The sequence below is a fragment of the Sulfurihydrogenibium yellowstonense SS-5 genome (genome assembly GCF_000173615.1).
In the GTDB taxonomy this organism is placed as follows: domain Bacteria; phylum Aquificota; class Aquificia; order Aquificales; family Hydrogenothermaceae; genus Sulfurihydrogenibium; species Sulfurihydrogenibium yellowstonense.
Map to the genome: position 1 here is coordinate 1 of NZ_ABZS01000058.1, position 8,746 is coordinate 8,746.

At 33.7% G+C, this 8,746-nt stretch carries 10 protein-coding genes and 1 pseudogene; 9 read left to right on the forward strand and 2 right to left on the reverse strand.

What is annotated here, in order from left to right; all coding sequences use genetic code 11:
- The 4 genes and pseudogenes from rpsD to SULYE_RS03505 all read left to right on the forward strand — a co-directional run.
- Positions 1-159: pseudogene (gene rpsD, locus SULYE_RS08340) on the forward strand (30S ribosomal protein S4); the annotation flags it as partial.
- Positions 160-257: 98 nt separating this feature from the next.
- Positions 258-1,235: a DNA-directed RNA polymerase subunit alpha gene (locus SULYE_RS03495; protein WP_007546556.1), complete on the forward strand. Its 978-nt coding sequence runs from the start codon at positions 258-260 to the stop codon at positions 1,233-1,235.
- 16 nt (positions 1,236-1,251) lie between these two features.
- Entirely contained in the window at positions 1,252-1,617 is a 366-nt protein-coding gene (gene rplQ, locus SULYE_RS03500) for a 50S ribosomal protein L17 (protein WP_007546558.1), read from the forward strand.
- Entirely contained in the window at positions 1,618-1,917 is a 300-nt protein-coding gene (locus SULYE_RS03505) for a YggT family protein (protein WP_043989056.1), read from the forward strand.
- Positions 1,918-2,276: 359 nt separating this feature from the next.
- Here SULYE_RS03505 and SULYE_RS03510 read toward each other — a convergent pair whose 3' ends face one another.
- Positions 2,277-3,200, reverse strand: a complete 924-nt coding sequence (locus SULYE_RS03510; protein WP_007546559.1) for a TIGR01212 family radical SAM protein — start codon at positions 3,198-3,200, stop codon at positions 2,277-2,279.
- 395 nt (positions 3,201-3,595) lie between these two features.
- Here SULYE_RS03510 and serA point away from each other — a divergent pair, with 395 nt between their 5' ends.
- Genes serA through SULYE_RS03525 form a run of 3 tightly spaced genes read left to right on the forward strand, consistent with a single transcriptional unit; the run spans position 3,596 to position 6,525 of the window.
- Positions 3,596-5,185, forward strand: coding sequence for a phosphoglycerate dehydrogenase (gene serA / locus SULYE_RS03515; RefSeq protein WP_007546561.1), 1,590 nt, complete (start codon positions 3,596-3,598; stop codon positions 5,183-5,185).
- Between the two features lie 12 nt (positions 5,186-5,197).
- Complete coding sequence (locus SULYE_RS03520; RefSeq protein WP_007546563.1) at positions 5,198-6,307, forward strand: inositol-3-phosphate synthase; 1,110 nt, start codon at positions 5,198-5,200, stop codon at positions 6,305-6,307.
- Positions 6,304-6,525 (forward strand): DUF167 domain-containing protein, encoded by a 222-nt coding sequence (locus SULYE_RS03525; RefSeq protein WP_007546565.1) that lies wholly within the window; start codon positions 6,304-6,306, stop codon positions 6,523-6,525. The genes SULYE_RS03520 and SULYE_RS03525 overlap by 4 nt, the downstream gene beginning before the upstream one ends.
- A gap of 19 nt (positions 6,526-6,544) precedes the next feature.
- Here SULYE_RS03525 and SULYE_RS03530 read toward each other — a convergent pair whose 3' ends face one another.
- Complete coding sequence (locus tag SULYE_RS03530; RefSeq protein ID WP_007546567.1) at positions 6,545-6,973, reverse strand: PEGA domain-containing protein; 429 nt, start codon at positions 6,971-6,973, stop codon at positions 6,545-6,547.
- Positions 6,974-7,392: 419 nt separating this feature from the next.
- On the opposite strand from SULYE_RS03530, the gene SULYE_RS03535 reads away from it, so the two are divergent.
- Positions 7,393-8,379 (forward strand): PhoH family protein, encoded by a 987-nt coding sequence (locus SULYE_RS03535; RefSeq protein ID WP_007546568.1) that lies wholly within the window; start codon positions 7,393-7,395, stop codon positions 8,377-8,379.
- A complete protein-coding gene (gene ybeY / locus SULYE_RS03540; protein ID WP_007546570.1) occupies positions 8,354-8,689 on the forward strand; it encodes an rRNA maturation RNase YbeY in 336 nt (111 codons plus the stop codon). Before SULYE_RS03535 ends, ybeY begins: the two co-directional genes overlap by 26 nt.
- Positions 8,690-8,746: the final 57 nt, after the last annotated feature.

Sequence of the window (8,746 nt, forward strand, 5' to 3'; positions counted from 1 at the left end):
TTTAAAGAAAATTTAGAAAGCAGAGACCCTCGTTCTGTTCCAAGATGGTTGGAGCTCGATAAAGATAATCTTAGAGGTAAGGTTGTTGAAATTCCAGAGGAAATTGAATTAGAAATTCCGGTTAACGTTCAGTACATCATTGAGTACTACTCAATGTAATGATATTCCCCAAAACCGCCTGCCGGGTGTGGGGGTTAAAATAGGCGGTAAATAAATAACCCGGTACCGGATGTACACCGGTTTAATATGGAGTTAGAATGTCATTGTTAGATTTTGTAATGCCAACAAAAATTTACTGGGATGAGGCAACTAAAACAGACACATACGGAAAGCTTTATGTTGAACCATTAGAAAGAGGGTTTGGTATAACTATTGGTAATGCCTTGAGAAGAGTTTTGCTCTCTTCATTACCCGGAGGAGCAATTACAGCTGTTAAGATAATGGGTGTTCCTCATGAATTTACAACAATTAAAGGCGTAATAGAAGATGTAGCTGAAATAGTACTAAATTTAAAACAGATAAGATTAAAAATAGATGAGAATATAGAAAGAGATTTTGCTATATTGGAAGCAGAAAATGTAGGTAAAGTTTATGCAAAAGATATAAAATTTCCTGCAGGAATAGAGTTAGTTACACCAGATGTTCATATATGTACAATCTCTGAACCTACAAAATTACAAATGGAATTTAGAGTAGAAAGAGGTATTGGTTATAAAACAGTTGAAGAATTAGAACCTATTTCAGAAATAGGTTGGATAATTATAGATACAGCTTTCTCTCCAATTAAGAGGGTTGCCTTTAATGTGGAACCTACAAGAGTTGGAGATAAGACAGATTATGATAAATTAATTTTGGAAATTGAGACAGACGGGACAATTACACCGGATGAAGCATTAACAAAGGCATCAAACATTCTTATTGACCATTTTAATATTTTACAAAAACCAACCGTTAAAAAAGTTCAGGTAATTAAGAAAACTGTAGCCCCAAAACCTGAAGAAATAAAAATTGAAGAGGATAAACTTTCTTTATCTATAGATGAGCTGGAAATCTCTTCAAGAGCTATAAATAATCTTAGAAAGCTTGGAATAAATACAATTGGTGATTTAGTGAGATTGTCTGAAGAGGATTTAAAAGAAGCTAAAAGCATTGGAAGAAAATCTATAAAAGAGATCAAAGATGCTTTAGCAGAAATGGGATTAGAATTAGCCCCATCAAAATCAACATCTCAATAAAAAGGAGGCTTAAAAAATGCGTCATAGAGTAAAAACAAAAAGTTTTCATAGAAGAAAAGAACATAGAGAAGCTTTATTTATAAATCTTGCAAAAAGCTTAATACTTAATGGAAGAATAGAAACAACTCTTCCGAAAGCAAAAGCTTTAAGACCTTTTATTGAAGATCTTGTAACTTTGGCTAAAGAAGACACTGTCCATGCAAAAAGATTGTTAGCTCAAAGATTAAAAGACCAAAAGGTTGCAAAGAAATTGTATACTGAAATAGCACCATTATTTAAAGAGAGAAATGGCGGATATACAAGAATTTATAAATTGGAAAAAAGAAGAATTGGAGATGGTGGAGAAAAAGCTTTAATTGAATTTGTAGAATATCCAAGCTAAATGTTTGTCATTTCTCAATTTTTTGTGGCAATGTCTCAAGTTTTGGACATTGCCCTTGAAATATATAAGTGGATTGTCATAGCCTCAACCTTAATATCTTTTGTAAATCCGGACCCTTATAATCCAATCGTAAAATTTCTAAGAAATGCAACCGAATCGGCCTTCAGATTAATCAAAAGATATATTCCAACGGTTATCTATAACGTAGATTTTGCTCCTTTTATTGTGATACTGATTATCATTTTTCTACAAAGGTTTTTAGTCCCGATTATTTATAATTTTGGAATAAGTTTGAGATAACCAGACTTTTATCACTTAGTAATAACTCTCTCGCTTCTTAAACAACTTTTAAAATTACGTTGTTCTAAGTTTCAACCAAGTCTAAAATTAACCAGTCTCTTGACCGTCATTCTGCAACCGCCAAAGAATCTCCTTTTTCCTCACTTTTTGAAAGAGGAAATCCTTCGGACTATCGTCCTCAGGTTGATAGCCTAACACTTCGTCATTCTTCAGCAGGCGAAGAATCTTCAACATTTCTCACCAATTCTTTTTTCAGTTTAAAAAAATTAAAGTTGCAAAAATTTTGAAACACTCTCTTAAAAGAGTTGCTTAATAGCCTGGGACATTAATCGCTAATTATTTAATAACTTTCTCACTTCTTAAACAACTCTTAAACTTAACTTTTCCAATCTTTCTCTTTTTTGAAACTCTTCTTCTATAGCTTTTAAAACTTCCATTTTATGTTTTGGGGAACACCAATATGGAGCTACAAGTTCATCTTCTGCAGCTTCTCCTGTTATCCTATGGACTATTATATCTTTTGGCAAGTAAGATAAGAAGTCAACGGCTAATTTTGCATATTCTTTCATATCAAGCTCTTTTATTTCTCCTATGTGATACTGCTTTTCCATCGCAGTATGTTTTACTATGTGAAGAGGATGGATTTTTACACCATCTATTGGCAGCGCCGTAATAAGCTTTGCTGTTTCCATCATATCGTCATAGTCTTCCTCCGGCAACCCAAGAATAACATGTACGCAGATTTTTATTGAAGACCTTTTTTTAGTTCTTAGGACTGCATCAACGAATTCAGAAACTCCATGAGCTCTGTTTATTTTTTTTAGTGTTTTATAATGGGCTGTTTGCAGACCATACTCTATCCATATTTCTGGTTTTTCAATGGTATAGGAAGCTATCAAATCAAGAACTTCCTCCGGTACACAGTCTGGTCTTGTTCCGATAGACATTCCGATTATTTCCGGATAACTCATTGCTTGGTCGTAAACCTCTCTAAGCTTTTCAACCGGTGCATAAGTATTTGTAAATGCCTGAAAGTATGCAAGAAAACCTTTTGTGTTTTTAAATTTATTCTTATAAAATTCCATACTTTTTTCTATCTGGTCTTTTACGGTTTGCTTTGTCATAGCATACGGACTAAAAGATTCATTATTGCAAAATGTACATCCACCCGATGCTTTTGACCCATCTCTGTTAGGACACGTAAAACCTGCATCTATTGCTATTTTCTGAATTCTTCCACCGTATTTTTCTTTAAGATAATCATTAAACTTTCTATAATACATTTTTACCATCCTTGTAGAGAGTTTTTTAATTTAATATAGTCTGCTACTTTGTTTAAACAATGTTTCAATTCATTCTATTTAAAAAAACATAAATCAAATTTAAAAATACGCTAGGTGAGAAATTCAATAAAAGTAGGAGATTCTTCGCACGTCTTCAGAATGATAAATAAGGTTGCCCTTTTTCTAATGTTTATCAATCAATCTTTTTCCGTGTCATCCTGAGGCCGCAAGGCCGAAGGATCTCATTTTTTATATACTATAAAAACCACTATTTTATCACCCTTAATTGAAATGATAATCTACTGCCGTGTTTTAAATAATGTTTATTTTAACATATAATCAATGATTTGAGTTATAATAATACTTTAAAAAATTCGCAGGAGGATTTTATTATTATGTACAAAGTCTTAGTCACTGATGATATATCTCCAAAAGGATTGGAAATATTAAGCAACGATGAAGAAATAGACCTTGATTATCAACCAGAGATTAAATTTGATGAATTACTTGAAATAATTAAAGATTATGATGCAATTATCACAAGAAGTAGAACGCCGGTTACAAAAGAACTTTTAGAAAGAGCAGAAAAGTTAAAGGTAATAGGTAGGGCAGGGGTAGGTGTTGATAACGTAGATTTAGAAGAAGCTTCTAGAAGAGGTATTTTAGTTGTAAATACTCCGGGGGCTAATACGATCGGTGCTGCTGAAATCACAATGGCACATATGTACGCAGTCTTAAGAAAACTACATTTAGCTCATGACTCTGTAAAGGCTGGCGAGTGGAAAAGGTCAAAGTTTATGGGTGAAGAGTTAGATGGAAAGGTGGTTGGAATAATTGGTCTTGGTAATGTTGGTTCCCAAGTTGCTATCAGATGTAAAGCAGCAGGAGCAAAGGTTATAGCTTATGACCCATACATTCCAAAAGAAAAAGGTGATAGGCTTGGCGTTGAGATAATAGATGATTTACATGAGCTTATAAAGATGTCTGATATTATCACTCTTCATTGTCCATTAACAGAAGAAACAAGAAATATGATAGGAAAAAAAGAGTTTGACCTTATGAAGAAAGGTGTTTATTTCATAAATTGTGCAAGAGGTGGAATCGTTGATGAAGATGCTTTATATGATGCAATTCAAGAAGGCAAAATAGCCGGGCTTGGACTTGATGTATTCTCAAAAGAGCCACCGGATGATGGAATCAGAAGATTATTTGAATTTCCAAATATTAGCCTATCTCCACACATTGGAGCAAATACTTACGAATCACAAGATAACGTTGCAATTAAAATAGCTCAGTATGTTATAGCTGCTTTAAAAGGTCAGTTTGTTGAGGTGGCAGTAAACGCACCATTTACAATAACAGAAGGATTTGAAAACATAAAGGCATATCTTGAACTTGCAGAAAAGCTTGGAAGCTTTCTAACCCAGTATGCAGGAGGACATTTTACAGAGATAAACATAGAAGTTAGAGGAAGCATAAAACAGCATATAGAGCCAATAACAGCATTTTTCTTGAAAGGCTTTTTATCGCCAATTTTAGATACACCTGTTAATATAATTAATGCACCTTTCATAGCAAAAGAAAGAGGGGTTAATATCGTCAAATCTACAAGAGAGGCAGGACTTAACTTTAAAGAGTTTATAAAAATCACTGCAAGGTCTAAAGATAAAGAAGTGTCTGTAGGTGGAACTGCTCTTTATGATAAATTCCCAAGAATCATGATGGTTGATAACTACTGGATAGATATTGAACCACAAGGTGTAATCTTAATGTTTGAAAACAAAGACGTCCCGGGTGTAATCGGAAAACTTGGGACATTGCTTGCAAAACATAATGTAAACATAGCAGGATTTAGGCTTGGAAGATTAGAAAAAGGTAAAATTGCTCTTGGAGCTCTTCAGCTTGACGATAGATTAAATGAAGAAATTTTAGAGGAAATTCATCAAATACCAGAAATCATAAAAGCAAAACAAGTTATATTATAAGGAGGCGATAAATTGTCTGATAAGAAAATTAGAGTAGCTATTGCCGGAGTTGGAAACTGCGCAAGTGCTTTGATTCAAGGAATTTATTATTACAAAGATAAGCAAAATTTAGAAGCAAGCGGAATAATGCACGAAGAAATAGGCGGATATAAACCTTGGGACATAGAAATAGTGGCAGCATGGGATATAGATGCCAGAAAAGTAGGCTTTGATGTAAGTCAGGCAATTTTTGCACAGCCAAACTGTACTACCGTTTTTAAAAGAGATGTTCCGCACATGGGCGTTAAAGTCAGAATGGGTAAAGTCCTTGACGGTTACCCAGAACATATGAAAAACTACCCTCCAGAAAATGCTTTTGTATTAGCAGATACAAAAGAAGATAGTTTAGAAACAGTTATAAAAGTATTGATAGAATCAAAGGCAGATGTTTTAGTTAACTATGTGCCGGTTGGGGCTGAAAAGGCAGCAAGATTCTATGCTCAAGCTTGCTTAGAAGCAGGTGTTTCATTCATAAACTGTATGCCAACGTTCATAGTATCTGACGATGAATGGGCTAAAAAATTTGAAGAAGCAGGCATACCGGTAATCGGAGATGACATTAAATCGCAAGTTGGAGCAACAATTACGCATAGAGTTCTTACTCAGCTTCTATTAGAAAGAGGCGTTAAAATAGATAGAACATATCAATTGAACGTTGGTGGTAATACTGACTTTTTAAATATGCTTGAAAGAAGCAGATTAGAAACTAAGAAAAAATCTAAAACAGAAGCTGTTACATCTTTGATACCTTACGGCATAGACCCAAGAAACGTTCATATTGGACCAAGTGATTATGTGCCATGGCTAAAAGATAAAAAACTTGCTTTTATCAGAATAGAAGGAAGATTGTTTGGCGATGTTCCTATGAACATTGAACTTAGATTGGAAGTTGAAGACTCACCTAACAGTGCAGGGGTTGCAATAGATGCTATAAGATGTGCTAAACTTGCTCAAGACAGAGGAATAGGTGGTCCGTTATATTCTATTTCTGCATACACAATGAAACACCCACCAATCCAGTATAAAGACTATCAAGCAAGACAGATGGTTGAAGAATTTATAGCAGGAATTAGAGAAAGGTGAGAATAAAGGTAAAAGTTAAGCCGGGTGCAAGTGAAAACGAAGTTAAAAAGATAGATGAGTATCTTTATGAAGTAAGAACAACTACAATACCGGAAAAAGGAAAGGCAAACGAAAAAGTCATTGAGCTTTTATCTGATTTTTTTGATGTTCCAAAAAGTAAAATAAAGATAATTAAAGGTCAAGCAAGTAGAGAAAAAGAGGTGGAGGTAGTAGAGTAGCTACCTCCTTTTGATAGTTTTAATTCTTTATATTTTCAGAATTCTTTTTAATTATTTCGTCAATTTTTTCTAATTTAACATCAATTGGATTAGGCACTAATTTTTTTGTCGCTCCAGTAGCAGCATCAATCCCTGCACCTATTATACCACCCAAGATTACATTTCCCGCCATTCCTGCAGCACCACTTTCAGCGATAACACTTTTGACAGGTACCTCTAAAGGTTTATACCCTTCTTTTTCAATTCTTACTGTAAATTCATCTTTCCTTTTTTTAATTAAAGCGCAAGGAGTCTGACACGTCTCCCCTGTTTGTAAAATTTTAGCTGTAGCTCCAGGCGGATCTGTTTTAATTTCTAATGCCTCTTCAGTTCCTCTTGTTAATGTAGCACATGAGTTTAGCACGATAGATAAACCTGCTGTTCCCAAAAATACTATAATTTTTTTCATAAAAAACCCTCCTGCAAATTTTTTCTAATATTAGAAACTAAAAATTTTCCATTTTCTGAAATATTTGTATAAGTCAAAAAGAGGCATTATTTAAAAAGCTTAGGATAGGATTACTCGCTTACTCAAAATTACTTTTTATTTGGAATTTTTATTTTTGCCATCCTGAAATAATAAAAAATATGTTAAAATGCTTTAGAGTGAGAAAACAGGGATTTTTATAAAATTTAGATAAGGAGATCCTTTAGATTAAAGTCCTCAGGATGACGGTCAAAGGTTAAATGATAAGCATCAAAGAAATGGTAGCCTTGTCTGTCATTCTGAGCGAAGCGAAGAATCTCTTGCTTTTGTTGAATTTCTAACCCGACGTATATGTATGGCAAACTATAAAAACTTGCATAAATTAAACACAAAATTTTAGATTGGAGGTAAAAAGGATTTTAAAATTAGAAGTTCAAATCCCGGCGGAAGCATTTTTTAACGTTGTAGGAACAAAGGATGAAAATCTCAAATTCTTTGAAGAAATCTTCGGACTAAAAATCTTTGCAAGAGGAACGTCAATCATAGCATCAGGAAAAGAAGAAAATTTAGACAGATTTGAAGAATTTATGGAAAAGGTGTCTTCTTATTTTGAAGTTGGACACGTTTTAATGCCTTCTGATATTAGAAATCTTGCTATTGGCTTTAAACTTGAAAAAGAAAGCCCAAAAACACAAAAAGAAGAAGATTTTGCTGACACTATCCTATTTTCTCATAAAAGAAAGCCAATAATGGCAAAAACTCCAACTCAAAAGCTTTATGTAGAAACTATAAAACAAAACGATATAACATTTGGAATTGGTCCGGCCGGAACAGGTAAAACATACCTTGCAATGGCTGTAGCGGTCTCTTATTTGAAACAAAATAAAGTAAATAGAATAATTCTCACAAGACCGGCAGTAGAGGCAGGAGAAAAGCTTGGATTTTTGCCCGGCTCCTTAGAAGAAAAAGTAGACCCGTATCTAAGACCATTGTACGATGCACTTTATGATATGGTAGACCCGGAAAAAGTGGCTGACATGATAGAAAAAAAGGTTATAGAAGTTGCACCCCTTGCCTTCATGAGAGGAAGAACTTTAAACGATGCTTTTATAATTCTTGATGAAGCACAAAATACAACAAAAGAACAGATGAAAATGCTTCTGACAAGAATTGGTTTTGGTTCAAAAGCTGTTATCACCGGAGACATTACTCAAATAGATTTACCAAAAACAGCCCAATCCGGTTTAGTAGAAGCTATAAATGTTTTACAAGATGTCAAAGGAATAGGGTTTGTTAAATTTTCTGAAAAAGACGTTGTCAGACATCCAATAGTACAAAGAATAATAGAGGCTTACAATAGATATGAAGAACAAAACTCAAAAGAATAGAATTTTAATCAACAAAGAAGTTTATAGTAAAGAAATAACAAAGAAATTTTTAAAAGATATCACTGAAAAAATTTTATCAGAGCTTAATCTTAATAATGTTGAAATAAGCATCACATTGACAGATAATGAAAGAATTAGAAAAATAAATAAAGAGTGGAGAGGAAAAGACAAGCCTACAGATGTTCTATCCTTTCCACAAGATGAAACGATTGGATATAAATATAGACTTTTGGGAGATGTTATCATCTCCCTTCCTTACGCAAAAGCTCAAGCAGAAGAAATCGGGTTTACTCTCAAAGAGGAGTTTTGAGATTATGATTCATGGATTTTACATTTACTTGGCTATGACATGAACAACGAGAGATGC

What these genes read in the sequence shown, in the direction of transcription:
- SULYE_RS03495 (WP_007546556.1), top strand. Translation starts at nt 258, where the DNA reads ATGTCATTGTTAGATTTTGTAATGCCAACAAAAATTTACTGGGATGAG.
- SULYE_RS03505 (WP_043989056.1), top strand. Translation starts at nt 1,618, where the DNA reads ATGTTTGTCATTTCTCAATTTTTTGTGGCAATGTCTCAAGTTTTGGAC.
- ybeY (WP_007546570.1), top strand. Translation starts at nt 8,354, where the DNA reads ATGAAGAACAAAACTCAAAAGAATAGAATTTTAATCAACAAAGAAGTT.
- serA (WP_007546561.1), top strand. Translation starts at nt 3,596, where the DNA reads ATGTACAAAGTCTTAGTCACTGATGATATATCTCCAAAAGGATTGGAA.
- SULYE_RS03530 (WP_007546567.1), bottom strand. Translation starts at nt 6,973, where the DNA reads ATGAAAAAAATTATAGTATTTTTGGGAACAGCAGGTTTATCTATCGTG.
- rplQ (WP_007546558.1), top strand. Translation starts at nt 1,252, where the DNA reads ATGCGTCATAGAGTAAAAACAAAAAGTTTTCATAGAAGAAAAGAACAT.
- SULYE_RS03510 (WP_007546559.1), bottom strand. Translation starts at nt 3,200, where the DNA reads ATGTATTATAGAAAGTTTAATGATTATCTTAAAGAAAAATACGGTGGA.